19 protein-coding genes, 2 pseudogenes and 1 riboswitch are annotated in these 23383 nt (G+C 74.1%); of the genes and pseudogenes, 16 read left to right on the top strand and 5 right to left on the bottom strand.

The annotated features are described in order from the left end of the window. Positions 1-223: 223 nt before the first annotated feature. The 6 genes from D7294_RS22440 to D7294_RS22415 all read left to right on the top strand — a co-directional run bounded on the left by D7294_RS22440 (position 224) and on the right by D7294_RS22415 (position 5408). Positions 224-1174 (top strand): PfkB family carbohydrate kinase, encoded by a 951-nt coding sequence (locus tag D7294_RS22440; RefSeq protein ID WP_120682615.1) that lies wholly within the window; start codon positions 224-226, stop codon positions 1172-1174. A 372-nt stretch (positions 1175-1546) separates the two neighbouring features. Next, positions 1547-2680 carry an ATP-binding protein gene (locus D7294_RS22435; protein ID WP_120682613.1) on the top strand — a complete coding sequence of 378 codons (1134 nt, stop codon included), beginning with the start codon at positions 1547-1549 and terminating at the stop codon, positions 2678-2680. Further along, positions 2677-3078 (top strand): roadblock/LC7 domain-containing protein, encoded by a 402-nt coding sequence (locus tag D7294_RS22430; protein WP_120682611.1) that lies wholly within the window; start codon positions 2677-2679, stop codon positions 3076-3078. Before D7294_RS22435 ends, D7294_RS22430 begins: the two co-directional genes overlap by 4 nt. Next, positions 3075-3449 carry a DUF742 domain-containing protein gene (locus D7294_RS22425; protein ID WP_120682609.1) on the top strand — a complete coding sequence of 125 codons (375 nt, stop codon included), beginning with the start codon at positions 3075-3077 and terminating at the stop codon, positions 3447-3449. The genes D7294_RS22430 and D7294_RS22425 overlap by 4 nt, the downstream gene beginning before the upstream one ends. After that, the gene (locus tag D7294_RS22420) at positions 3424-4014 is read left to right on the top strand and encodes a GTP-binding protein (protein WP_120682607.1); all 591 of its coding nucleotides are present in this window, start codon (positions 3424-3426) and stop codon (positions 4012-4014) included. Before D7294_RS22425 ends, D7294_RS22420 begins: the two co-directional genes overlap by 26 nt. Positions 4015-4190: 176 nt before the next feature. Beyond that, entirely contained in the window at positions 4191-5408 is a 1218-nt protein-coding gene (locus tag D7294_RS22415; protein ID WP_241562552.1) for a cytochrome P450, read from the top strand. A gap of 212 nt (positions 5409-5620) precedes the next feature. Here D7294_RS22415 and D7294_RS22410 read toward each other — a convergent pair whose 3' ends face one another. Then, positions 5621-5908 carry a dodecin gene (locus tag D7294_RS22410; protein ID WP_120682605.1) on the bottom strand — a complete coding sequence of 96 codons (288 nt, stop codon included), beginning with the start codon at positions 5906-5908 and terminating at the stop codon, positions 5621-5623. Between the two features lie 123 nt (positions 5909-6031). Beyond that, positions 6032-6122, top strand: a riboswitch (ZMP/ZTP riboswitch). Positions 6123-6170: 48 nt separating this feature from the next. Here D7294_RS22410 and D7294_RS22405 point away from each other — a divergent pair. Then, positions 6171-7622, top strand: coding sequence for a glycine hydroxymethyltransferase (locus D7294_RS22405; protein ID WP_120682603.1), 1452 nt, complete (start codon positions 6171-6173; stop codon positions 7620-7622). A gap of 2 nt (positions 7623-7624) precedes the next feature. Further along, positions 7625-8023, top strand: a pseudogene (locus tag D7294_RS22400) (endonuclease V); the annotation flags it as partial. Between the two features lie 38 nt (positions 8024-8061). On the opposite strand, the gene D7294_RS22395 reads toward D7294_RS22400, so the two are convergent. After that, positions 8062-9141, bottom strand: coding sequence for an aminotransferase class V-fold PLP-dependent enzyme (locus D7294_RS22395; RefSeq protein ID WP_120682599.1), 1080 nt, complete (start codon positions 9139-9141; stop codon positions 8062-8064). 261 nt (positions 9142-9402) lie between these two features. On the opposite strand from D7294_RS22395, the gene D7294_RS22390 reads away from it, so the two are divergent. From D7294_RS22390 to D7294_RS22380, 3 genes are all read left to right on the top strand, one after another. Further along, on the top strand, positions 9403-11496 hold the full coding sequence (locus D7294_RS22390; RefSeq protein WP_158674682.1) for a bifunctional serine/threonine-protein kinase/ABC transporter substrate-binding protein: 2094 nt from the start codon (positions 9403-9405) through the stop codon (positions 11494-11496). A gap of 288 nt (positions 11497-11784) precedes the next feature. Beyond that, the gene (locus D7294_RS22385) at positions 11785-12054 is read left to right on the top strand and encodes a hypothetical protein (RefSeq protein ID WP_120682595.1); all 270 of its coding nucleotides are present in this window, start codon (positions 11785-11787) and stop codon (positions 12052-12054) included. After that, positions 12051-12305 carry a hypothetical protein gene (locus D7294_RS22380; protein WP_120682593.1) on the top strand — a complete coding sequence of 85 codons (255 nt, stop codon included), beginning with the start codon at positions 12051-12053 and terminating at the stop codon, positions 12303-12305. Before D7294_RS22385 ends, D7294_RS22380 begins: the two co-directional genes overlap by 4 nt. A 109-nt stretch (positions 12306-12414) precedes the next feature. Here D7294_RS22380 and D7294_RS22370 read toward each other — a convergent pair whose 3' ends face one another. From D7294_RS22370 to D7294_RS22360, 3 genes are read right to left on the bottom strand one after another with little or no spacing between them, the layout of a single operon-like run. Beyond that, complete coding sequence (locus D7294_RS22370; RefSeq protein WP_120682591.1) at positions 12415-13299, bottom strand: carbohydrate ABC transporter permease; 885 nt, start codon at positions 13297-13299, stop codon at positions 12415-12417. Then, positions 13292-14329: a carbohydrate ABC transporter permease gene (locus D7294_RS22365; protein ID WP_120682589.1), complete on the bottom strand. Its 1038-nt coding sequence runs from the start codon at positions 14327-14329 to the stop codon at positions 13292-13294. Before D7294_RS22365 ends, D7294_RS22370 begins: the two co-directional genes overlap by 8 nt. A gap of 4 nt (positions 14330-14333) precedes the next feature. After that, the gene (locus tag D7294_RS22360; RefSeq protein ID WP_120682587.1) at positions 14334-15647 is read right to left on the bottom strand and encodes an ABC transporter substrate-binding protein; all 1314 of its coding nucleotides are present in this window, start codon (positions 15645-15647) and stop codon (positions 14334-14336) included. Between the two features lie 162 nt (positions 15648-15809). On the opposite strand from D7294_RS22360, the gene D7294_RS22355 reads away from it, so the two are divergent. The 5 genes and pseudogenes from D7294_RS22355 to D7294_RS22335 form a co-directional block, all read left to right on the top strand. Then, the gene (locus tag D7294_RS22355; protein WP_120682585.1) at positions 15810-17036 is read left to right on the top strand and encodes an ROK family transcriptional regulator; all 1227 of its coding nucleotides are present in this window, start codon (positions 15810-15812) and stop codon (positions 17034-17036) included. 255 nt (positions 17037-17291) lie between these two features. Beyond that, a complete protein-coding gene (locus D7294_RS22350) occupies positions 17292-18476 on the top strand; it encodes a CaiB/BaiF CoA transferase family protein (RefSeq protein ID WP_120682583.1) in 1185 nt (394 codons plus the stop codon). Next, positions 18473-19609, top strand: a pseudogene (locus D7294_RS22345) (acyl-CoA dehydrogenase family protein); the annotation flags it as partial. The gene D7294_RS22350 and the pseudogene D7294_RS22345, both read left to right, overlap by 4 nt. A 113-nt stretch (positions 19610-19722) precedes the next feature. Next, complete coding sequence (locus D7294_RS22340) at positions 19723-20937, top strand: acetyl-CoA C-acetyltransferase (protein ID WP_120682579.1); 1215 nt, start codon at positions 19723-19725, stop codon at positions 20935-20937. Positions 20938-21012: 75 nt separating this feature from the next. Next, on the top strand, positions 21013-23383 hold a 2371-nt coding region (locus D7294_RS22335; RefSeq protein ID WP_120682577.1), incomplete at its 3' end, for a 3-hydroxyacyl-CoA dehydrogenase NAD-binding domain-containing protein.

The raw sequence follows: 23383 nt of genomic DNA, 5'->3' as shown, positions 1-23383 counted from the left end.
ACGGCCGCCCGGGGCAGGGCGCGGCATCGCCCGGCGGCCCCGGCCGGCGGGGACGGCGCGGGGCGGGTGATCCGGCCTGCTCCGGGGCCACTTCGCCGGTGCGAGGGGCGCCGGGAGCCCGCCGGGCCGGTCCGGTACGGTCGGGGGTGCACCGCGTGGCCGGGGCCGGCGAGCGTGCCCGCCGCGCCCGGGGGCGCCCGGACGGCAGGAGGGAGCGGGCAGGGTGAGGAATCGGGTCACCGTCGTGGGAGAGGCCCTGGTCGACCTGTTGTGGCGCGCGGGGGCGCGCGAGTTGCGCGCCGTCCCCGGCGGCAGCCCGGCCAATGTGGCCGTCGGCCTGCACCGGCTGGAGCGGGAGGTGACGCTGCTGACCGCGTGGGGCGACGATCCCCCGGGCGAGCTGGTGCGCGCCCACCTCGCCGGCACCGGGGTCGAGGTGCGGCGGCTGCCGGCCGAGAGCGACCGCACCACCGTGGCCCTGGCCTACCTCGGCGCGGACGGCGCCGCCTCCTACGACTTCCTCGCCGCCTGGGACCCGAGCGCCTTCCCGGTCCCCGAGGACACCGCGGTGCTGCACACCGGCTCGCTCGCCGTGGCGATCGAGCCCGGCGCCTCCCGGGTGTTCGAGCTGTGCCGCGCGCAGCGGGCGCGCGGGGTGACGGTGGCCGCCGACCTCAACGTGCGGCCCGCCGTGCTGCCCGACCGCGAGGCGTACCGGCAGGTGGCCGGCCGGCTCGCCGGGTCGGTCGACGTGCTGAAGGCCAGCGAGGAGGACCTGGCCTGGCTCTATCCGGGCGCCGGGCCCGCGCAGGCCGCCCGCACGCTGCTGGCCGCGGGGCCGCGGCTGATCGTGGTGACCCTGGGCGCCGCGGGCGCCCTCGCGGTGGCGGCGGACGCGAAGAACGGGGGCCCGGGCGGAGGAGAAGCCGCGGCGGGCCTGGACGGCCTCACGGAGGTGGCGGTCGCGGCGCCCGCCGTGGCGGTGGCCGACACCGTCGGCGCGGGCGACGCCTTCCAGGCGGCGCTGCTCGACGCCATCGTGACCGGCGGCGGCCCGCCCGTGGGGGCCGGGGCGCTCTCGGCCGTGCTGACGCGGTGCGCGGCGGCCGCGGCACTCACCTGCACCAGGGTCGGAGCCGACCCGCCGCACCGGAGCGAGCTGACGGATGTGTGACTTTGGCGTGTGCGCGATCGACCCAGGTTAACCGTCCTGAAACACGGCATGGTTGCGTGATCGTCAGGTCTCGTAAGGGACTTGGGTGGACTTGGGTGCACGGTCGACGAGTCCCGCTCAGATGATACGATCGCCGCGCTTGCCAAGCGATCTGAGAGCGCGTCAGGCATCGGCGCGAAAAGGCCGCCGAGAGGGTTTCACCCGAGGAGCACTATGCCGTCACTGGGGCATATGGACCGGTTCCACGGGCTGAGTGGGCCCCGCCGTCGTGCCAGGTCGCTGGGTGGGTCGGATCCGCATCGGGGGAAGTCGGATTCAGGACACGACACCCTCTGTTCTCAGTATCTGGCGGTCTAGCTTAAAGAGAATCTCATGACGCAATACATACAGGATCCGGCGCTCTGGGGTCTGATCGTTGGTACTCCCTTGGCTGCCACCGTTATTTACCAAGGGCGGAAGACGACCGCGCGACTGCGTAAGCAGAAAGACGAGCTCGAATCGCGTCACACCGAGCTTCAGAACAATTTCACCGATGCCGTTGACGACGCCCGGCTGCGCGCCGAGGAGGCGACGAAGTCGGCGCTGAAATCCGCCATGCGGACCCTCCAGGGTCTGGCCAACGAGCAGCAGCTGGCTATTTCCAAGGTCCAGGACAAATACGGGGACCAGCACATCCTCGAAGACCTCCTGGAAATCGACCACATGAACTCGCAGTTCGGCCGCCGCGCCCAGTCCGTGGCCGTGCTGTGCGACGGCTGGCTCGGCCGCCAGCGGGCGGTCGCCTCCGTGTACGACGTGGCGCGCAGCGCGAAGGGGCGGATCAGGCACTACACCCGTGTCGAGGTCCGCTCGCAGAGCAACTTCGCCATCATCAGCCGTGCGGTGGAGCCGGTGGCGCTCGTCCTCGCCGAGCTGCTGGACAACGCCACCAGCTACTCGGCCCCGGAGACCACGGTCGAGATCAACATCCGAAGCGTGCCCAAGGGCGTCTGCGTGATCGTCGACGACGCGGGCGTCGGTATGAACGAGGAGGAGAAGACGAGGGCCGCGCGGCTGCTGTCGGGAGAGCACCCCGTCGGCGTGACCGAACTCGGGAACCCGCCGCAGTTCGGCTTCGCGGTCATCGGCGTGCTCGCCGCCCGTTACGGCTTCAGCGTCTCCGTCGACTCCTCCTCACCCTACGGAGGCGTGCGGGCCGTAGTCCTTCTGCCCCAGGAGCTGCTCACCAGCATGCCCGAACAGGAGAATTCGCCCGCCTCCGAGGAGCCCGCAGCCGAGGCGCCGAGGGAGCAGCCGGCCACCACCGCCGGCGGGCTGCCCAAGCGCCGCCGCAGAGGGCAGATGGCCATCGTTCCCCAGGCCAGGACCGAGCGGGGAACCGTCGCCGCGCGCTCCAGCGAGGAGACCGCGTCGATCATGGGCGCATTCCAGCGCGGCACGCAGTCCGGCCGTTCGGCCGATTCGAGCAGGACCGAACCGAGCAGGGAAGGGCATGAGGTCCAGTGAATACCGAACTATCGTGGATGCTTGAGAGCGCCCTCGAGGTCCCCGAGGCCCGCCACGCGATCCTCGTGTCCGCCGACGGCCTGCTCATGGCGCGCTCAAGCGAGGTCGACAAGGACCAGGCCGACACCATCGCGGCGGCCATGAGCGGCATGCAGTCGCTCAGCCGCACGGTCGCCGGCTTCGGCGGCGAGGGCGCGATGCAGTGGCGCCAGACGGTGGTCGAGTTCGACGGTGGCTGGGTGTTCCTCATCTCGGCCGGCGAAGGCGCCTATCTCGCCGTATCCGCCTCCCCGAACGTCGACATGGCGGACATCACCTTCCGGATGCAGCAGCTTGTCGGCCAGCTCGGCAAGGCCCTCACCACACCTCCTCGTGAGAATACCGGTATTCAGGCATGACAACATCGGAGGAGCACGAGCCGGAGTTCGACGCATTAGTACGGCCGTACGTCATCACCAACGGCCGCGGATTCTCGGACAGTGACCGGTTCGATCTCGTCACCCTTGTCACGGCGGCGCCCGACCAGCAGCGAAAGGCCCACCTGGGCCCGGAGAAGCGTGAACTCGTCGAGCTCTGTGAAGGCGGCTACCTCTCCGTCGCCGAAATAGCCGGACACATGAAGTTGCCCATCGGCATCATCAAGGTCCTGCTCACGGATCTCGCCGAGGACGGGTACATCCTGACCCGGGCTCCGATACCTCCGGCCCAGCTTGCCGATATTCAGGTCCTTCAGGAGGTGCTGGATGGACTCCAAGCACGTTTCGGGTGAGAAGACACTTCTGCACGACAAGGTGCAGATCGCGGCGAAGATCCTCGTGGTGGGCCATTTCGCCGTGGGCAAGACGACCTTTATCGGGACGCTGTCGGAGATTCCGCCGCTGCGGACCGAGGAGACCATGACGCAGGCCGCCGCGCACATCGACGACCTGAAGGGCACCACGGGCAAGACGACCACGACCGTGGCCATGGACTTCGGCCGTCTCACGCTCAACGAGCGACTGGTCCTCTATCTGTTCGGAACGCCGGGGCAGCAGCGTTTCGTTCAGGTCTGGGAGGACATGACCAGGGGCGCGCTCGGCGCCCTGGTGCTCGTGGACCCACAGCGGCTGAAGGAGTCCTTCGCCGTCATGGACCTGGTCGAGAAGTACGGCGTCCCCTACGCGATCGCCGTCAACCACTTCGACGGTACTCTGGCTCGCTCCGAGGAGGAGCTACGCGAGGCGCTCGACCTCCTGCCGGAGACCCCCGTCGTCACCTGCGACGCGCGCGACGAGAAGTCGTCCGCGAACGCCCTGGTGGCTCTGGTTCGCTATCTGCAGAGCCGCACCCGATAGGAGAACAGTGAACTCTCACCCAGACTTCGCGACGCCACCCCCCCGGCTGCCCGGCGCACCAGTCCGCGAACGGGAGCGGCCCGAAGAGCGAGCGAGTCCCCCTGCACGGCCCGGAGTTCGCCGCCGCGCCCGACACCTACTACGCCTACCTGCGCACGTTCGGCCCGGCCGCGCCCGTGGAGCTGGCGCCCGGCGTCCCGGCCACGCTGGTCACCGACTACTCCGCCGCCCTGCACGTGCTGCAGAGCCCCGAGGTGTTCGCCAGGGACTCCCGCCGCTGGCGCGACTACAACGAGGGCCGCATACCCGCCGACAGTCCCGTGCTGCCCGCGATGGCCTACCGCCCCAACACCCTCTTCTCCGACGGAGCCGAGCACCTGAGGCTGCGTCAGGCCATCACCGACAGCCTCGCCAAGCTGGACTCGCACCGGCTCAGCCGCCAGGTCGAGCGCGTCTCCTCCTACCTGATCGACCAGTTCAGCGCCCGCGGCACGACCGACTTGGTCGAGGAGTACGGCAAGCTCGTCGCCCTGCTCGTCTTCAACGAGCTCTTCGGCTGCCCGGCGCAGATCGGCGACCGCCTCGCCGAGGGCATGTCCGAGATGTGGGACGGCGTCAACCCGGAGGGCGCCGGCCAGAAGGTCGGCCAGGCGCTGATGGAGCTGATCGCGCACAAGCGGCGCCAGCCCGCCGACGACGTCACCTCCTGGCTGGTGCAGCACGCCGCGGGGCTCACCGACGAGGAGATGATGCACCAGCTGGTGATCCTCGCCGGCGCCGGCTCCGACCCGGTGCGCAACCTCATCTGCAACGGCCTGCTGCTGATCCTCTCCGACGAGCGGTTCTTCGGCGGGCAGTACGGCGGGGCGCTGCTGGTGGAGGACGCCATCGACGAGGTGCTGTGGAACAGCCCGCCGGTGGCCAACTACGCCATCCACTACCCCACGCAGAACGTCGACCTCTTCGGCGTCAAGCTCGGCGTCGGCGACCCGGTGGCGATCAGCTTCGCCGCGGCCAACACCGACCCGGCGCTCTCCTCCTCCCGGCAGATGCTGAGCAAGCGCGCCCACCTCGCCTGGGGCGCGGGCCCGCACGCCTGCCCGGCCAAGGACGCCGCCCAGCTGATGGCGATCGGCGCCATGGAGAAGCTGCTGAACGAGCTGCCCGACATCGAGCTCGCGGTGCCGGCGGAGAGCCTGCAGTGGCGGCCGGGGCCGTTGCACCGCGGCCTGATCTCGCTGCCCGCCAGGTTCACCCCGGTGCGGCGGCCGGCCTCGATGAACGCCGCCGAGCGGGGCGAGCGGCCGGCCGGCGGCCAGGAGGGCGAGGCCAGGCAGGGCTCCGGGAGCAGGGGCGGGTTCTGGAGCTCGTTCCTCAACTGGTGGCGGGCCTGAGACCCGGCACCGGCCTTCCCGGCCGCGCCGCCCCTGCCGCCCGTGCCTCCCACGGCACGGGGCGATCCGGGGCGCGCCGGGCGTGACGCCGCGGGAAACGGGGGCCCGCACCGGCCGCGAGGCGTGCGTCACGCCCGGTGTCTACGCGCATCACTTCCGTGAAGCCGCCCCGCCCGCAAAGGCGGCGGGCGGACCCCGGGCCGGGCGGGAGGTCAGTCCCCGCCCGGCCCCTCCTCCTCAAGGCGGAAGCCGACCTTCAGGCCCACCTGGTAGTGGGCGATGACGCAGCCGCCGCCCTTCTCGCCCGCTCCTTCCCCGCCCTCGTCCGCAGCCTGCCCTGCCTCCCCTTCTTTGAGGTGCCCGCGGATCTGCGTCACCTCGAACCAGTCCAGCTTGCGCAGGGTGCGGCCGGCGCGGTGGAGTCCGTTGCGGATCGCCGCGTCCACGCTCTCGGTGGACGAGCCGACGATCTCGGTCACGCGGTAGATGTGCTCGCTCATGGCGGCCTTCCCGATCTGAGTGCTGCGCGGCCCGCGGCACCGCGGCCGCCCTTCCACCGTGCCTCACCCGGCCGCCGCGCGCGAACGCTGGCGGGCACCCCGCGAGCGCCCGATGCTACGCTCACAGCGGGCCGTGACTGGCGCGTCGGGATGGGGTGAACCATCGGGGAGCGGCCCGGCGAGCGATGAGGAGCCGTGCGCCTGGGCCATCGCGACTCTCGGCAAGCTCGACAAGCGAGTCAGCTCCTCAAGGAGGCCCGAAGTGACCACAGACCCCGCCGCGCCCACCACCGAATCCGTTGCCTTCCGCAGCGGCCTCGACGTCATCCGCGGCATCGAGCCGCGGATCGCCGACGCCATCGGCGCCGAGCTCCACGACCAGCGCGCCTCGCTGAAGCTCATCGCCAGCGAGAACTACGCCTCGCCCGCCGTCCTGCTCGCCATGGGGAACTGGCTCAGCGACAAGTACGCCGAAGGCACCGTCGGCCGCCGCTTCTACGCCGGCTGCCGCAACGTGGACACCGTCGAGTCGCTGGCCGCCGAGCACGCCCGCGAGCTGTTCGGCGCCCGGCACGCCTACGTCCAGCCGCACTCGGGCATCGACGCCAACCTCGTCGCGTTCTGGGCCGTCCTCGCCCAGCGCGTGGAGGCGCCCGCCCTGGAGCGGGCCGGCGTCCGGCAGGTCAACGACCTCAGCGAGGCCGACTGGTCCGCCCTGCGCCGCGAGCTCGGCGGGCAGCGCATGCTCGGCATGTCGCTGGACGCCGGCGGCCACCTCACCCACGGCTTCCGCCCCAACATCTCGGGCAAGATGTTCGAGCAGCGCAGCTACGGCACCGACCCCGAGACGGGCCTGGTGGACTACGACGCGGTGCGCGCCGCGGCCAGGGAGTTCCGGCCGCTCATCCTCATCGCCGGCTACTCCGCCTACCCGCGGCTGATCAACTTCCGGCTGATGCGGGAGATCGCCGACGAGGTCGGCGCGACGCTGATGGTCGACATGGCGCACTTCGCCGGCCTGGTGGCGGGCAAGGTGCTCACCGGCGACTTCGACCCGGTGCCGCACGCCCAGATCGTCACCACCACCACCCACAAGTCGCTGCGCGGCCCGCGCGGCGGCATGGTGCTGTGCGACGACTCCCTCGCCGAGCAGGTGGACCGCGGCTGCCCGATGGTGCTCGGCGGCCCGCTGCCGCACGTGATGGCCGCCAAGGCCGTCGCCCTCGCCGAGGCCAGGCAGCCCGCCTTCCGCGACTACGCCCAGCGCGTCGTGGACAACGCGAGGGCGCTGGCCGAGGGGCTGCTGCGGCGCGGCGCCCGGCTGGTGACCGGCGGCACCGACAACCACCTCGCGCTGATCGACGTCTCCGGCTACGGGCTCACCGGCCGCCAGGCCGAGGCCGCGCTGCTCGACGCCGGCATCGTCACCAACCGCAACGCCGTGCCGCGCGACCCCAACGGCGCCTGGTACACCTCCGGCATCCGCATCGGCACCCCCGCCCTGACCACCCGGGGCCTCGGCACCGCCGAGATGGACGAGGTGGCCGGGCTGATCGACACGGTCCTCGGCCGCACCACCCCGGGCACCGGCAAGAACGGCAAGCCCTCCAAGGCGGCGTACGTGCTCGAGGAGGGCGTGGCCAAGCAGGTCGAGGAGCGCGCCGCCGACCTGCTCGCCACGCACCCGCTCTACCCGGAAGTCGACCTGGGCTGAGCATGGCCCTGCGGGTGCTCCACCCGCACACCACCCCGGCCGGCGAGGCCGAGGCGATCGCCGTCCAGGAGGAACTGCGCGAGCGGGTCCTGCTGGACGGCTCGGGGCCCGCGCCCGGCGCGCCGGGCACCGTGGTGGTGGGCGTCGACGTGGCCTACGACGAGGCAAGGGACCTGGTCGCCGCCGCGGCGGTGGCCCTGGAGGCGCCAGGACTGACCGTCGTCGAGCAGGCCACGGCGGTCGGCCGCGTCTCCTTCCCCTACGTGGCCCCTACGTGCCCCTACGTGCCGGGCCTGCCGGCCTTCCGTGAGCTGCCCGCGGTGCTCGACGCCCTCGGGCGGCTCACGGTGCCGGTCGACCTCGTCGTCTGCGACGGCCACGGCCTGGCCCACCGCTACCGGCTGCCCGAGACCACGCGGCACGCCGACCGGCTGTGCCGTCAGGCGCCGCGGGAGGCGTGAACGGCCCTCGCGAGGGCGCCCAGCGCCCGGTCCGCATCGGCCGCCGTGTTGTAGAGGTGAAAGGCGGCGCGCAGGTGGCCACCGCGCGCCGCCACGCGCACCCCGGCCTCGCGCAGCGCCCCGGCGGCCTCGCCGGCGCCGGGCACCGAGACGATCGGCGAGGCCGCCGGGATCGCCTCGATCCCCAGCGAGGCCAGCCCCGCCCGGAACCGGTCGCCGAGCCCGAGGGCGTGGGCCCGCAGGGCCGCGGGCCCCAGCTCCTCGACCAGCGCGAGCGACTCGGCCGCCGCCGCGTAGCACAGCCAGGTGGGGTCCTCGTCGTAGCGCCGCGCCGTGTGCGCCAGTTCGCCCACCGGCCCGTAGGTGCTGCGCCAGGGCTCCTCGCCCGCCACCCAGCCGGCGTGCAGGGCGGGCAGCCCGCCCCCGTCGGCGGGCACGGTGAGGAAGGAGGTGCCGCGCGGGCACAGCAGCCACTTGTAGCCCGCGCAGACCGTGAAGTCGAAGTCGTCGGCGGACAGCGGCAGCCAGCCCAGCGCCTGCGTCAGGTCCACGAGCAGCCTGGCGCCGTGCCGCCCGGCCGCCTCGTGGATCGCCGGCAGGTCGGCCACCCGCCCGTCGAGGGACTGCACGGCGGAGACCGCGACCAGGGCGGTGTCCGGCCCCACCGCCTCGGCCAGGCCGGCCGGCGGCACCGTCCGCAGCCGCAGCCCGGGACGCTGCGCGAAGGGCGTCACCAGGGAGCTGAACTCCGTGTCCGGGCACAGCACTTCGGAGCCCGGCTGCAGGCTTCCCGCGATGAGGGCGGCGTGCCCGGCGACGCTGCCCCCGATCGCCACCCGCTCGGGCCCCACTCCGGCCAGCCTCGCGAACGACTCGCGCGCGGCCCGGATCGAGCGGAAGCCGTCGGCCACCTCCACGGTGCCCTCGTTGAGCTGGGCGAGCATGGCCTGCGCCGCGGCCACCGCGCGGGCCGGGAGCAGGCCGTGGGAGGCGGTGTTGAGATACGTCGTCGTCAGCCGGTATTCGCCCGGGGCGAGTGATTCCTCTGATTCCTGCATGGCCGCAGTGTGCGTCCCGCGGCGGCCGGCGTCCACGAGGCCGCGCCCCGGCCGTGCGGTTGCGCACGGGGCGCATGTGCCCCCGGCCGCCTGGGGATTGCGCCTGTGGCCACTCCCGGTCGCCGGAGGGGGACGCTAAGGTGATGGTCAACTCGGGGGAGCCGGGCGGGAGCTGAGCGCCGCGGGCCCCGGGGCGTGGCGGGACCGCCCTGGCCGGCGGCGCGGCGCATGCCGTTCGAGAGCGGGAGAGAGCGAACTGCGGTGAGGGAGCTGGAACCCGCGGACCCCCGGCGGATCGGCGGCTACCGGCTGGTGCGGCGGCTGGCCGAGGGCCGCACCGGCGTGGTCTACCTGGCCCGTTCGCTCGGCGGCCTGCCGGTGGCGCTGAAGCTGGTGCGGGCGCAGTACGCGCTCGACCCCGGCTTCCGGGCCAGGCTCGCCAGGGATGTGGCGGCCACCGCCGGCGTGTCGCACCGGTACCTGGTCCCGCTGCTCGCCTCCGACACCACGGGCGGCACGGTGTGGGCGGCCTCCCCCTACGTGCCCGGACCCACCCTGACGGCCGCGGTCACGGCACACGGCGCGCTGCCCGCCGACTCGGTGCGGGCGCTCGGCGGGATGCTGGCCCAGGCCCTGGACGCGGTGCACGCGGCCGGGGTCGCGCACCGGGACGTGCGGCCGGGGCACGTGCTGCTGCTGCCGGACGGCCCGCGGCTGACCGGCTTCGGCGCCACCGGCACCAGGGAGGAGCCGACGGCGCCGGGCGGCGCGGCCAAGGACGTGTTCGCGCTCGGCTGGGTGCTCGCCTACGCGGCCGCGGGCCGGGCCCCGTTCGGCAAGGGCGGCCGGGACCCGGCCGCGGCGCCGCGTGAGGAGCCGGCGGACCTGGCCGACGTGCCGCGCGCCCTGCTGGAGGTGCTGCAGGCCTGCCTGGAGCGCGATCCCGAACTGCGGCCCACCGCCGCCGAGTTGATCGTGGAGTTCGCCCGCCCGGCCGGGGCGGGCCCCTGGCTGCCCGGGCCGCTGGCGCGCGAGCTCGCCGCCCGGCTTGCCGCCCGGGTGCCCGAGCCGGAGCAGGAGCCGGCCGCCGGGACGCCCCCGGCGGCGCGCCCCGGGCCGCCGGCCCCCGAGGAGCCCCCGGCGCGGCGGCGGCCGTGGCCGGTGCCGAGGCGCCGCGTCCTGGCCCTGCTCGGCGGGGGCGGGGCGCTGCTCGCGGCCGGGGCCGCCGCGGCCCGGCTGCTGCGCACCCCGGGCGGCGCCGCGGCGGCGGGCCGCCGGCGCTTCGCCATCGGGCTGCACGCCGATCTGACGGGCAGGCACGCGGCGTTCGGCGAGAGCCAGAAGAACGGCATCACGCTGGCCCTGGAGGAGTCGGGCGAGCTGGGCGGGCTGCCCTTCGAGGTCGGCCTGCACACCGTGGACGACGGGGGCGACCCGGCCCGCGCGGTGGCCGCGGCCGGGGAACTCGCCGCGGACCGCGAGGTGCTGGCCGTGATCGGCCCGACCGCCGACGAGGTGGCCAGGCCCGCGGCGCTGGCCTACGCCGAGGCGGGCCTGCCGCTGCTCGCGCTCTCCGTGGGCGGTTTCGAGCCGCGCGAGGGCCTTGGCACCCTGCTGCACGCCAGGCCCAACACCAGGTCGGTGGGCCTGGCGATACCCGGCTGCCTGGCCGAGGAGGTGGGGCCGCGCCGGGTGGGGGTGATCGACGACCGTGCGGCCGGCACCTACAGCAGGCAGACCACGCAGGCGGCGCGCGGCGCCTTCGACCCCGAGGACGTCGAGTTGCTGCCCTACGTGCTCCCCACCGGCACCGAGGACTTCGGCGAGGTGGCGGGCGCGTGCGCCGCCGCGGGGGTGGAGGCGGTGGTCTACGGCGGGTTCGCGCGCGGGGCCGGCCGGCTGGCCAGGGCGCTGCGGGAGGCGGGCTACACGGGCGCGTCGCTGGCCACGGAACAGGCGCTGCACCGGCCCTTCTTCGAGGAGGCGGGGGCGGCGGCCGACGGCTGGTACTTCCTGACGGCCTACACCGACGCGGCCTTCGACTCGGGAACGCGGGGCTTCGACACGGTCTACCGGCGCCGCTTCGTGCGGCACGCCGGGCCGTACGCGGCGGAGGCCTACGACGCGGCCCTCATGGTGCTGGAGGCGATGCGCGGCCTCCTCGCCGCCGGGCAGGGCCTCACCCGCGGCAGGCTGCTGACGCGGCTGCGGGCCGCCGGCTACCACGGGATCGCCAGGGACCTGGCCTTCGACGCGGTGGGCGACTACGCGGGCCGCGGACCGATGGCCTACCTGTACCGGGTGAGCGAGGACGAGGTCTCCTTCCGCGGCCCGGTCCGCTTCCCCGCCTCCTGAACGACCAAGCCTCGCCCCGGGCCACCGCGTTCCGCGCCCCCTCCGGCGCCGGCTCGCGGCCTCGGGGCCGGGACAGGCCGGGGAGGGGGCAAGCCGGGGGGATGCGGGGGTGAGCCGGGGGATGCGGGGGAAAGCCGGGGGAAATCCATGGAAAGCCGGGGAGAGCCGGGGAAAGGGCCGGATGGCCGCGCGAGGGCCATCCGCCGTGCCGTACCGTGGCGTTGACACGTCCCCTGGCGGCGTTCCGGCCGGCTCGGGCGGGCGGCGGGCGAGTGGAGGAGGCGGGGCATGAGCGCGAGGCCGTTGCGCACCATCGCGGGGGACGGCAGGGAGATCACGCTCCCCTCGACCATCCGCGACATCAGGGCCGCACTGCCCCCGGCGCGCCGGGCCGCGTTCAACGACGCGGTGGAGAGCGCGAGCGTCTTCGACATCCACGCGGTGCTCCGCGGCTGGGTGATGGAGCTCCTCGACCAGTACGACCCGCAGATGCAGCGGGACCTGGACGAGCTCGCCCGTCAGGACCGTGAGCAGGGCCCGGGTGGCGGGGTGGCATGAGGCGCTGCCGCGTCGTCTACGACCCCGTCGCGGAGAAGGCGCACGACGCGATGCCCCCGCGGATCAGGAGGCGCTTCGACGAGGTCCTGGCCGGGACGCTGGCCACGGACCCTTACGGGCACGGGTCGAGCCCGGTGGGCGGCGAACGGGACCGCAGGGACGCCACCGTGGACGACGTGATCATCCGTTACTACGTCAGCGGCTCGGTCTCGACCGTCACCGTGGTGCGCGTCATCCGGGCCGAGCTGTAGGGGGCCCGGCCGCGCCGGGGCCCGGGTACCGGGCCGGGGGCGGCCGGGCCGAACGCCGCCGCGGCCGGCCCCGCCCGGCGCGGTGGGGCCGGCCGGGCCGCCGGGCCCGTCACTTGACGGACCCCGCGGTGAGCCCGGCCACCAGGAAGCGCTGGAGCAGCAGGAAGCCGGCGACGACCGGGACGCTGACGACGAGCGAGGCGGCCATCAGCTGGTTCCAGTAGACCTCCGTCTGCGTGGCGTACCCCTGGAGCCCGACGGCGAGGGTGCGGGTCGTCTTGTTGGTCATCACCGAGGCGAAGAGCACCTCGCCCCAGGCGGTCATGAAGGCGTAGACCGCCACCGCCACGATCCCGGGCACGGCCGCGGGCACCACGACCCGGAACAGCGCCCCGGCCGGTCCGCAGCCGTCGATGAGGGCGGCCTCGTCCAGTCCGCGGGGGATGGAGTCGAAGTAGCCGACGAGCATCCAGATGGAGAACGGCAGCGAGAACGTCAGGTAGGTGAGGATCAGGCCGCCGCGGGAGCCGTAGAGGGCGACGCCCGTGGTGTTCCCGATGTTGACGAAGAGCAGGAAGAGCGGCAGCAGGAAGAGGATGCCGGGGAACATCTGGGTGGACAGCACGGTGACCGTGAAGACCCGCCTGCCGCGGAAGCGGTAGCGGCTGACGGCGTAGGCCGCGAAGATCGCGACGGCCACCGAGAGCAGGGTCGCGCAGCCCGCCACGATCAGCGAGTTCACGAAGTAGTGGGCCAGCGGGATCGTGTGCCAGATGTCGATGTAGGGACGAATCGTCAGGCCGCTCGGCAGCCAGTGGAACTCGCCGGTGACGTCGCGCAGCGGCTTCAGCGAGCTGCTGAGCATGACGTAGATCGGGGCGGCCGCGAACAGCGAGAGCAGGGTGAGGACGACGCGCCTGGTCCAGACGAACGAGGGCGGGGGCGCCGTGGGGGAGCGGCGCGCCCGGCCGGTGGCGCGGGCGGTGTCAGCCATCCTCCGCCCTCCTTCCGCGCGAGGTGAACACGAGGTAGACGGCCGTCACCAGGAGCAGGAAGAGCAGCAGCAGCACGGACATCGCCGAGCCGTAGCCGAAGTTCCAGGTCCCGAAGGACGAGTCGTAGATGTGGACCGAGATCAGGTCGGCCGAGTCGGGGGCCGCCTTGCCGAACAGCAGGTAGGGCACGTTGAAGTCGTTGAAGGTCCACAGGAAGAGGACGAGCACCAGGACCTGGTTGACCGGCCGGACGGAGGGCAGGGTGATCCGCCGGATCTGCTGCCAGACGCCCGCGCCGTCGATCTGCGCGGCCTCGTAGACCTCCCGGGGGATGTTCTGCAGGGCGGCCGTGAGGATGAGGAAGGCGAAGGGCCAGTTGCGCCAGACCGAGATGACGACGAGGGAGAAGAAGGCGTTGTCGCCGATCAGCCAGAAGGGCGGCTGGTCGGTCAGCCCGAGCTGGTCGTGGACGATGTGGTTGAGCATGCCGTTGTCCCGCTGGAGGACGAAGGCCCAGGTGATGACCGCCGCGTAGACGGGCAGCGCGTAGGGCGTCAGGAAGAGCGCGCGCAGCAGGCCGCGCCCCCGGAACCGGTCCTGCATGAGCACGGCGGCGGCGGTGCCGAGCAGCCAGGACAGGCCCACCGAGACCACGGTGAACAGGCAGGTGACGAGGAAGGAGTGGAGCAGCGACTCGCCGAGCGGGCCGTCGAAGTCCACGGCGACGCGGTAGTTGTCCAGGCCGCTCCACGGCGCCTCGCCCCAGTTGTGGATGTACAGGCGGGTCAGCTCGCGGAAGCTCATCACGACGCCGACGACCATCGGCGTCAGGTGGATGAGGAGTTCCAGCACGAGGGCGGGCAGCAGGAAGAGGTAGGGCAGGGCGCCCCGCCCGAGCCGGCCTGGCAGCCGCGGCCGGCGGCGCGCGGACCGCCGCGCGCCGGGGCCGCTCTTCCCGGTTCCGCCGGTTCCCCCGGCCTCGCCGGCTCCGGCGGGCGGCGGAACGTTTCCGGTGGCGGTGGTGGTCACGCGATCACCCGGTGACCTGCTGCTGGGCCTCGTGCAGCCGCTGGCGCACCGAGTCCAGGGTGACCTCGTTGCCCGAGGCGGCGTCGGCGAAAAGGTCGGCCATGGCGGTGCCGACCAGCGTCTCGAACTGGTCCTCCGCGGGCACCTGGGGGAGCGGGGCGGCGCTGTCGGCGAGGGTCTGGCGCAGCACGGCGCGTTCCTCGGTGGCGAACTCGGGGGCGTCCTGGGCGGCGAGGACCGGCGGTATCGAGCCGTAGGCGCCGTTCAGTTCGACCTGCACCTCGTCGCTGGTCAGGTACGTCACGAAGTCGAGGGCGCCGTCGAGGTTGTCGGTGTTCTGGAAGACCGCCAGGTTGATGCCGGCCACCATGGAGTTGACCTGCCGGCCGCCCTCGGGCGGGTCGGCCTGGAAGGGCACCGGGGCGATCCCGTAGGCGTCGGGGTCCATGCCCTGGTGTTCGAGGGCGGTGCCCGCGGCCTGCCACAGGAGCATGGCGGCCTTGCCGCCGGCGAAGTCGGCCAGCGACTGGTTCTGCGCGTACTCGGCGTTGCCGGGGGCGACGATCCCGTCGGCGGCCAGGAAGTCGATGTACTGCTTGATCGCCTCGGCGGCCTCCGGGGTGTCGAAGGTGGCGTTGCCCTCCGCGTCGAAGAAGTCGGCGCCGTGCTGCTGCCCGAAGACGAAGGCGTGGTGGGTGTTCTCCGGGATGGAGGCGCCCTCGACGGCGAGGCCATAGGTGTCGCCCCCGGTCAGCCGCTGCCCGTCCTCGACGAGCTCCTCCCAGGTGGTGGGCGGGGTCTCGATCCCGGCGTCCGCGAACATCTGCTTGTTGTAGTAGAGCGCGTAGGCCAGGGAGTAGAGGGGAACGGCCGCCGGGTCCTGGCCCTCGGCCCCGGTCGCGGCGAGGGCGGAGGGCACGAAGCGGTCGGCGCCGCCGATGCGGGCGAAGGTCTCCTCGTCGAACTGGAGCAGCGCGCCGGTGGCCTGGAGCGAGGCGGACCAGGTGTTGCCGATGTTGAGCACGTCGGGGCCCTCGCCCGAGGCGGTGGCCGTCAGGATGCGGTCGAGCAGGCTGTCCCAGGGGATGACCTCCAGGTCCACCTCGATGCCGGTCTCCTCGGTGAAGGCGTCCAGGACGGGCTTCAGCACCTCCTCGTCGTTCTCGATGCTGGTGCCCTGATTGCTGGCCCAGTAGGTCAGCTTGTCGGGTTCGTCGTTGCTGCCGGCGTCCGTGCTGCCGCCGCCGCAGCCGGTGGCGGCCACCGCCGCGAGTGCGGCGGTCACGGCGACGGCGAGGGCTCTGCGGGTTCTGCGCATGGTCGGTGGGCCCTTCTCGGGGTGCTCCTGGACGGCTCTCAACAGCACCCGCAGGGCCGCGAGTTCGTTGGCCTGGGTGCTTAAATTTTGGCGTAAGTTAAGTGGGAAGAGAAGGGTGCGTCAAGAGTCTGACCACAGGTAGGTTGCTCAGCGGAGGGTTACATGCGTGAAGCGAAGAGACAGACCGTGCGCGACCTGCGCCGGGCCAACCGGGCGGCGCTCCTGCGGGAGCTGTACTTCCACGGCCCGCTCAGCCGCCACGAGCTGGGCCAGGCCACCGGGTTGAGCTCCGGCACGGTCAGCAACGTCACCGCGGGGCTGCTCGCCGACGGCCTGCTCAGGGAGGCCGGCTCGGTGGAGTCCGACGGCGGGCGGCCCAGAACCCTGCTGCAAGTCGACCCCGGCTGCGGCCGGTTGATCGGCGTGGACGTGGGGGAGACCCGGGTGCGCGTCGAGCTCTTCGACCTCACCTTCGCCGAGTTGGCCAGGGCCGAGTACGCGCTCGCCGACGAGGGGCACGACGTGGACCTCGTCGTCGCGCACATCAGGCAGGGCGTGGCCGACGTGCTCGGCGAGGCGCACGCCGCCCCCGGCCTGCTGCTCGGCGTCGGCGTGGGCGTGCCGGGCATCGTGGCGCGCGACCCGGCGGGCGCCGGGGGCGCGGTGGTGCACGGCCAGACCATCGGCTGGGACGCCGTCCCCCTGGAGGCGCTGCTGCGCGCCGCCGTGGAACTGCCGCCCGAGGTCCCCTTCTTCGTGGGCAACGGCGCCCGCACCTTCGGCCAGGCCGAGATGTGGTTCGGCGCCGGGCGCGGAGCCAGGGACGCCGTCATCGCGCTGCTCGGCTCGGGCGTCGGCGCCTGCATCGTCACCGACGGCGTGCCCTACGGCGGCGCGGGCAGCGGGGCGGGCGAGTGGGGGCACACCACCCTGCGCGTCGGCGGCAGGCGCTGCCGCTGCGGCGCCCTGGGCTGCCTGGAGGCGTACGTCGGCGCCGGGGCCCTGCTGGAACGCTGGGCCGAGGCGGGCGGCGAAGTCCCCGCGGCGGACCAGGAGGTGGCGCTGGCCGCGCTGCTCGCCGCCGCCGAGAAGGAGGACCCGAAGGCCGAGGCCCTGCTCGGGGAGACGGCCGAGTACCTCGGCGCCGGCATCGCCGACCTGGTGAACCTCTTCAACCCCGAGCGGATCGTCCTGGGCGGCTGGGCGGGGCTGCTGCTCGGCCCCCGCCTGCTGCCCGCCGTGCGCAGCGCGGCCGGGGCCTACGCCCTGCGCCACCCAGCGAACCGCGCCACCATTGACCTCGGCCGGCTCGGCGCGGACGCGGTCACGGTCGGCGCCGCGACCCTGCCGCTCGCGGACTTCCTGGCCCGCGGCGGCGCCTCGGCGTAGCGGCACCCCGGCGCGCCGGGCGGGAGCCCCGGCCCGCCGGGGCGGGACCCGGCGCGGCAGGGCGCCGGCCCGCGCCCTGCGCCCGGCCGCGGCGGCCCCGGCGGTCCGGGCGCCCCCGGCCCCCGGCCGCCGCGCGCCGCCGGCCGGCCGCGCGCCCGCCGTGACCTGCGGCGGTTGTAAAAAGTGAAACACGTTCTTATCATCGCGTCTGTCAGCGCACTCGCGGCACGCGGCAGTGCAGCGCCTGGGGGCCCGATGACAGCAGCGAAGCAGCGGGGCGACGGCCCTCTCGACGGGGTGCGCGTGGTGGAGTTCGCCGGGATCGGGCCCGGCCCCTTCGCCGCGATGCTGCTCGCCGACCTCGGCGCCGACGTGGTCCGAGTCGACCGCCCCGGCGGCACCTGGCCGCCGCTGCCGCCGGGCGCCGACCTCACCCACCGCAACAAGCGCTCCGTCCTCCTCGACCTGAAGACCCCCGAGGGCGCCGGGCAGGCGCTCGGCCTCGCCGCCCGCGCCGACATCCTGATCGAGGGCTTCCGGCCCGGCGTCGCCGAACGCCTCGGCATCGGCCCGGAGGACTGCCACGCCCGCAACCCGCGCCTGGTGTACGGCCGGATCACCGGCTGGGGCCAGGAGGGGCCGCTGGCCTCCCGCGCCGGCCACGACCTCACCTACCTCGCCCTCAGCGGCGCGCTCGGCCTGACCGGGCCCGCCACGGGGCCGCCCGCCTTCCCCGCGAACCTGCTCGGCGACTACGCCGGCGGCGCCCTCTACCTCGCCGTCGGCGTCCTCGCCGCCCTGCACCACGCCCGCGCCCACGGCCGCGGACAGGTCGTGGACGCCGCCATCGTGGACGGCGCGGCCCACCTGACCACGATGCTCCACGGGCTGCTCGCGGCCGGGGCCTGGCAGGACCGGCGCGAGGCCAACCTCCTCGACGGCGGCTCGCCCTACTACGGCGTCTACACCGCATCCGACGGCGGGCACCTGGCCGTCGGCCCCCTCGAACCGCGCTTCTACGCCGAGTTCGCCCGGCTGCTCGGCCTGGACGCCGCCGCCCTCGACCGCGAGGACCGGGCCCGCTGGCCGGAGCTGCGGGCCGAGATCGCGGCCCGCTTCGCCACCAGGACCCGCGACGAGTGGGCCGAGATCTTCGCCGCATCCGACGCCTGCGTGGCCCCCGTCCTCTCGCTGCGCGAGGCGCCGCGCCACCCCCACCTGGCGGCCCGCGCCACCTTCGCCGAACAAGCGGGCGTCCTGCAGCCGGCCCCCGCCCCCCGCTTCTCCGCCACCCCGGCCGCCCTCCGCCGCGGCCCGGCCACCCCGGGCGCCGACGCCGCGGCCGTCGCCCGCGACTGGGACCTGCCCGGACCGGCCGGGGCGGCCCCGGCCACCGCGGCCGCACCGGAATCCACGCAGCCAGAAAGGCAGGACGGATGAAGCGCCAGATCTTCGACGCGGAACACGAGGCGTTCCGGGAGACCGTGCGCACCTTCCTGGCCAAGGAGGTGCTGCCGCACTACCCGCGCTGGGAGCGCGAGGGCATCGTCCCGCGCGAGGCCTGGCGCGCGGCCGGGCGCCAGGGACTGCTCGGCCTGGCCGTGCCCGAGACCTACGGCGGCGGCGGGTCCGGCGACTTCCGCTTCAGCGCCGTGCTGGGCGAGGAGCTCTCCCGGGCGGGCGCCCGCGGCTTCGGCATCGTCCTGCACAACGACGTCATCGGCCCCTACCTCACCGCCCTCACCACCGAGGAGCAGCGGCGGCGCTGGCTGCCCGGCTTCTGCTCCGGCGAGCTGATCACCGCCATCGCGATGACCGAGCCGGGCGCGGGCTCCGACCTCCAGGGCATCCGCACCACCGCCACGGATCGGGGCGACCACTGGCTCCTCAACGGCGCCAAGACGTTCATCTCCAACGGCATCCTCGCCGACCTGGTCATCGTCGTGGCCCGCACCACCCCGCAGGGCGGCGCCAAGGGCCTGAGCCTGCTCGCCGTGGAACGCGACATGCCGGGCTTCGAACGCGGCCGCAAGCTCGACAAGATCGGCCAGCGGGCGCAGGACACCGCCGAGCTCTTCTTCCACGACGTGCGCGTCCCCAAGGCCAACCTGCTGGGCCGGCTGCACGGCGGCTTCGGCCACCTCATGGACCACCTCCCGCAGGAGCGGCTGACCATCGCGGTCGGCGCCCTCGCCGCGGCCGAGCGGGTCCTTTCCGCCACCACCACCCACGTGCGGGAGCGGGAGGCGTTCGGCGGGCCGCTGGCCAGGCTCCAGCACGTCCGCTTCACCATCGCGGAGATGGCCACCGAGTGCGAGGTCACCCGCGCCTTCGTCGACCGCTGCATCGCCGAGCACGCGGCCGGCCGCCTGGACACCGTGCACGCCTCCATGGCCAAGTGGTGGGCCACCGAGTTGCAGCTGCGCGTCGCCGATCGCTGCCTGCAACTCCACGGCGGCTCCGGCTACATGACCGAGAATCCGGTGGCCCGCGCGTTCACCGACGCCCGCGTGGGGACCATCTACGGCGGCACGACCGAGATCATGAAGGAGATCATCGGCCGCTCGCTGCTCGCTGACCGGCCCGCGGGCACCGGCGCGGGCGGGAAGACCCCCGAAGGCCCCAAGGCCCCGTAGCACCCGAAGAGTTCACGGCCCCACGAGGGCCGGGCGAGAGGAAGGCAACCGTGACCACCGAGGCGTACGTGTACGACGCCGTCCGCACCCCGCGCGGCCGGGGCAAGGCGAACGGCGCGCTGCACGGCACCAAGCCCATCGACCTCGTCGTCGGCCTCGTGCGGGAGCTGCTGCGCCGCAACCCCGGCCTCGACCCGGCCGAGATCGACGACATCGTGCTCGGCGTCGTCAGCCCGCACGGCGACCAGGGCTCGGACATCGCGAAGATCGCCGCCGTCGCCGCCGGGCTGCCGGACACCGTGGCCGGGGTGCAGCTGAACCGCTTCTGCGCCTCGGGACTGGAGGCCGTCAACGCGGCGGCGGCCAAGATCAGGGCCGGCTTCGACGACCTGGTCCTGGCCGGCGGCGTGGAGTCGATGTCCCGGGTGCCGATCGGCTCGGACGGCGGCGCCTGGATGATGGACCCGATGACCAACCACGAGGTCGGCTTCGTGCCGCAGGGCATCGGCGCCGACCTCATCGCCACGATCGAGGGCTTCAGCCGCCGGGACGTGGACGAGTACGCCGCCCTCTCCCAGGAACGCGCCGCCGCCGCCTGGAAGGAGGGCCGCTTCGCCCGCTCCGTCGTCCCCGTCGCCGACCGCAGCGGCCTGATCGTCCTCGACCACGACGAGCACCTGCGCCCCGGCACCACCGCCGACAGCCTGGCGCGGCTTTCGCCCTCCTTCGCGGAACTCGGCGAACGCGGCGGCTTCGACGCCGTCGCCCTGCAGAAGTACCACTGGATCGAACGCATCGACCACGTCCACCACGCGGGCAACTCCTCGGGCATCGTGGACGGCTCCGCCCTGGTCGTGCTCGGCAGCGCGGAGGCGGGCCGGCGCCTGGGGCTGACCCCGCGCGCCCGGGTGGTCTCGGCGGCCGTGACCGGCTCCGAGCCCACCATCATGCTCACCGGACCCGCCCCGGCCACCCGCAAGGCCCTGGCCAAGGCCGGTCTCGGCATCGAGGACATCGACCTGGTGGAGATCAACGAGGCGTTCGCCGCCGTCGTGCTGCGCTTCGTGCGCGAACTCGGCCTCGACCTCGGCAAGGTCAACGTCAACGGCGGGGCCATCGCCCTCGGCCACCCGCTGGGTGCCACCGGCGCGATGATCCTGGGCACCCTCGTCGACGAGCTGGAGCGGCGCGAGCTGCGTTACGGCCTCGCCACCCTCTGCGTCGGCGGCGGCATGGGCATCGCCACCGTCATCGAACGCGTCTGACCCCGCCCCCGACCCGACGCCCCCCTTGGAGACACCGACATGCCCGCCGACCAGCCAGCGAAGGCGCCCGGAGAGATGACAGGAACCGCACAGGAGACGGCCCCCCGCGCCGCCGGCGGCCCGCCCGCGGGCGAGCCGGCCGGGAGCCCCGGGCCCGCCGCCTCCCCGATCCGCTGGGAGCGGGACGCGGAGGGCGTGGTCACCCTCACCCTGGACGCGCCGGGAAGCCCGGTCAACCTCATGGACGCCGCCTTCGCCGCCGCCCTCGCCGAGGTCGCCGGCCGGCTCGGGGCCGAGGCCGAGGCCGGCACCCTGCGCGGCGTGCTCGTCACCTCGGCCAAGCGCTCCTTCTTCGCCGGGGCGGACCTGCGCGAGCTGCGCGCGGCAGGTCCCGGGGACGCCGCGGAGGTCTTCGCCGCCGCCCAGCGGGTCAAGGGGGCCCTGCGCCGGATCGAGACGCTGGGCGTGCCGGTCGTCGCGGCCCTGAACGGCAGCGCGCTGGGCGGCGGCCTGGAGATCGCCCTCGCCTGCCACCGGCGCATCGCCCTCGACGCGCCCGGCAGCCGCTTCGGCCTGCCCGAGGTCACCCTCGGCCTGCTGCCGGGCGGCGGCGGGGTGACGCGCACCGTCCGGCTGCTCGGCATCGCCGAGGCGCTGCTCCAGGTGCTGCTCGAAGGCGCCACGTTCCCGCCCGCCAGGGCGCTCGAACTCGGCCTGGTGCACGAGGTGGTCCCCGACGAGGCGGAGTTGCTGCGGCGCGCCAGGGCGTTCATCGCCGAGAACCCGCGCGCCGCGCAGCCCTGGGACCTGCCGGGCCACCGCATCCCAGGCGGCACCCCCGCCGACGCGCGGTTCGCCGGCGAACTGCCCACCTTCCCCGCCCTCCTGCGGAAGCGCACCGGCGGGGCGCCCGCCCCGGCCCCGCGCAACATCCTGGCCGCCGCCGTCGAGGGCGCGCAGGTGGACGTCGAGACCGCCCTGACCATCGAGTCGCGCCACTTCACCGAGGTGGCGACGGGACAGGTCTCCACCAACATGATCCAGGGCTTCTTCTTCGACCTCAGGCGGGTCAGGTCCGGGGCCGCGCGCCCCGCCGGGCAGCCCGAGCGCCGCGCCCGCCGCGTCGCCGTGCTCGGCGCCGGCATGATGGGCGCCGGCATCGCCCACGCCTGCGCCGTGGCGGGCGCCGAGGTGGTGCTGAAGGACGTCACCCGCGAGGCGGCCGAGCGCGGCAGGCGGCACGCCGAGCGGCTGCTGGAACGGGCCGTCGCGGCCGGCCGCGCCACCCAGGAGGAAGGCGAGGCGGCCCTGGCCAGGATCACCCCGACCGCCGAGACGGCCGAGCTGAGCGGCTGCGACGTGGTCATCGAGGCCGTCTACGAGGACCCCGGGCTCAAGCACAAGGTGTTCCAGGAGGTCCAGGAGGTCGTGGCGCCCGGCGCGCTGCTGTGCTCGAACACCTCGACCCTGCCCATCACCGAGCTCGCCGGGGCCGTCGACCGCCCGGCCGACTTCCTCGGGCTGCACTTCTTCTCGCCCGTGCACCGGATGCCGCTCATCGAGGTCATCCGCGGCGCCCACACCTCCGAGGCCGCCCTGGCCCGCGCCTTCGACCTCGCCGCGCAACTCGGCAAGACCCCGATCCTGGTGAACGACTCCCGGGGCTTCTTCACCTCCCGGGTCATCGGGCGCTACCTCAGCGAGGGAATCGCCATGGTCGGCGAGGGAGTTCCCGCCGCCTCCGTCGAGCAGGCCGCGGCCCAGGCCGGCTATCCCACGCCGGTGCTCGCCCTGGCGGACGAGCTGACGCTGGGCCTGCCCCGCCGGATCTGGGCCGCGGAACGGGCCGCGGCCGAGGCCGCGGGCACCCCCTGGCGGCCGGAGCCCGCGCAGGCGGTGGTGGACCGCATGCTCGACGAGTTCGGCCGCGGCGGGCGGGCCGCAGGCGCCGGGTTCCACGAGTACCGGGACGGGACGCGGGCCGGCCTGTGGCCCGGGCTTCGCGAGCACTTCGGCGACGGGACGCGCCCGCCGCTGCGCGACCTGAGCGAGCGGCTGCTGTTCGCCGAGGCGCTGGAGACGGTGCGGCTGCTCGACGAGGGCGTCCTGCGCTCGGTCGCGGACGCCAACGTCGGCTCGCTGCTCGGCATCGGCTTCCCCGCCTGGACCGGCGGGGCGCTCCAGTACGTCAACGGCTACCCGGGCGGCCTGCCCGGCTTCGTGGACCGCGCGCGGGAGCTGGCCGAGCGGTACGGCGAGCGGTTCGCCCCGCCCCCCGGCCTGCTCGAACGGGCAAGCCGCGGCGGGCGGTTCACCGACGAGGACGGCGCGGACGGCGAGGAGGGCCGGGCCGGGCAGGGACGAACGGAGGATCTTACTCGGCATCACCCCCCCCCTGCTGCGGGCCGTCCCCGCTCCGGGCCTGATCAACCCGGTGATCGGCTCC

The sequence above is a fragment of the Streptomyces hoynatensis genome (genome assembly GCF_003626535.1).
In the GTDB taxonomy this organism is placed as follows: domain Bacteria; phylum Actinomycetota; class Actinomycetes; order Streptomycetales; family Streptomycetaceae; genus Streptomyces; species Streptomyces hoynatensis.
Note: the sequence above shows the minus strand (reverse complement) of the source record. Positions and strands in the feature narration are given on the sequence as shown.

Bases quoted from the DNA above. Each gene is read 5' to 3' on its own strand.
- D7294_RS22385 (WP_120682595.1), top strand. From the start codon at position 11,785: ATGAGCGCGAGGCCGTTGCGCACCATCGCGGGGGACGGCAGGGAGATC.
- D7294_RS22420 (WP_120682607.1), top strand. From the start codon at position 3,424: ATGGACTCCAAGCACGTTTCGGGTGAGAAGACACTTCTGCACGACAAG.
- D7294_RS22410 (WP_120682605.1), bottom strand. From the start codon at position 5,908: ATGAGCGAGCACATCTACCGCGTGACCGAGATCGTCGGCTCGTCCACC.
- D7294_RS22380 (WP_120682593.1), top strand. From the start codon at position 12,051: ATGAGGCGCTGCCGCGTCGTCTACGACCCCGTCGCGGAGAAGGCGCAC.
- D7294_RS22435 (WP_120682613.1), top strand. From the start codon at position 1,547: ATGACGCAATACATACAGGATCCGGCGCTCTGGGGTCTGATCGTTGGT.
- D7294_RS22355 (WP_120682585.1), top strand. From the start codon at position 15,810: ATGCGTGAAGCGAAGAGACAGACCGTGCGCGACCTGCGCCGGGCCAAC.
- D7294_RS22425 (WP_120682609.1), top strand. From the start codon at position 3,075: ATGACAACATCGGAGGAGCACGAGCCGGAGTTCGACGCATTAGTACGG.
- D7294_RS22360 (WP_120682587.1), bottom strand. From the start codon at position 15,647: ATGCGCAGAACCCGCAGAGCCCTCGCCGTCGCCGTGACCGCCGCACTC.
- D7294_RS22395 (WP_120682599.1), bottom strand. From the start codon at position 9,141: ATGCAGGAATCAGAGGAATCACTCGCCCCGGGCGAATACCGGCTGACG.
- D7294_RS22350 (WP_120682583.1), top strand. From the start codon at position 17,292: ATGACAGCAGCGAAGCAGCGGGGCGACGGCCCTCTCGACGGGGTGCGC.
- D7294_RS22370 (WP_120682591.1), bottom strand. From the start codon at position 13,299: ATGGCTGACACCGCCCGCGCCACCGGCCGGGCGCGCCGCTCCCCCACG.